Genomic DNA, 1,132 nt, shown 5'->3' on the forward strand with positions numbered 1-1,132 from the left:
CAAAACCGTGTACCCCACACAGCCCCAAATGGCCCCGATGGGGTCGCCGCTGGTGCAGCTTTACTAACTCAAGTCCGAGCAATATAGATGTACCCATGCCGCGGCTTGTTGTAATATTTCCATCGGTAACAACTGGAACGGCCTTAAACTTAGCTCCCTTTAACTGGTCTTCAAAGCCTGGATAACATGTTGCATTCTTTCCTTCCAAAATGCCTAAAATGCCAAGTGCACTCGGCGCTGCACAGATTGCTGCAATACGTCCGCCCTTTGCATTGTGTGAAACAAGCAGCTTAGAAAGCTCTTCGCACGCTTTTAAGTTCTTAGTTCCAACACCTCCGCCCGGCAAAAATAAAGTATCTGCTGCATCAACAAAAATATCTTTTAGCATGACATCATTTTTAATTCCAATTCCATGAGAGCCCTGTGTCATATCTTTATTATGTATAGAAACAAGCTCTACCTCTTCTCCTGCTCTTCTAAGAAGATCAATCACTGCTAATGCCTCAACCTCTTCACAGCCATCTGCCATAAATGCGTAAACCATATTTTTTTCCTGCCTTTCTTTTTTTGACCTCAGTATAAAAAATCTTGATGAATATGTCAACATGGGATATACTGATTTCTGAAAATCATTATAGGCGTTCACGGTTCGCAAACTTTTCTCGTGAACTTCAATAACCAATAGAAAGGTCTGGTATTTATTATGGAAATTGAACGTAAATTTGTCCCAGTCAAGCTTCCTGACAATTTAGAATCATATCCCCACACACGCATCGAACAGGGATATCTGTGTACTGCCCCTGTCGTGCGCGTGCGAAGAGACGGTGATTCTTATTATATGACATACAAAGGCGCTGGCATGATGGTTCGTGAGGAATATAACCTGCCGCTTACAAAAGAAGCCTATGAGCATCTTATTGTAAAAGCTGACGGCACTGTAATTTCAAAGACACGCTACCGCATCCCGATTGGTAACGATCTGACTGCCGAGCTAGATATTTTTGACGGTGCTTTAAACGGTGTACTGCTCGTTGAGGTTGAGTTTCCTGATGAATCTGCTGCCAGAAGCTTTATTCCTCCAAAATGGTTTGGCGAGGATGTAACTCTTGATCCGCGCTACCACAACAGCAAC

The 1,132-nt window shown here is 43.3% G+C and carries 2 protein-coding genes; one reads left to right on the forward strand and one right to left on the reverse strand.

Annotated features, from left to right (window positions below; translation table 11 throughout):
- A partial coding sequence (locus Q7P05_RS06325; RefSeq protein WP_303931158.1) for a DJ-1 family glyoxalase III occupies positions 1-646 on the reverse strand: 646 nt, incomplete at its 3' end.
- 57 nt (positions 647-703) lie between these two features.
- On the opposite strand from Q7P05_RS06325, the gene Q7P05_RS06330 reads away from it, so the two are divergent.
- A partial coding sequence (locus Q7P05_RS06330) for a CYTH domain-containing protein (protein ID WP_303931161.1) occupies positions 704-1,132 on the forward strand: 429 nt, incomplete at its 3' end.

Source organism: Veillonella dispar (genome assembly GCF_937975875.1).
GTDB lineage: Bacteria > Bacillota > Negativicutes > Veillonellales > Veillonellaceae > Veillonella > Veillonella dispar_B.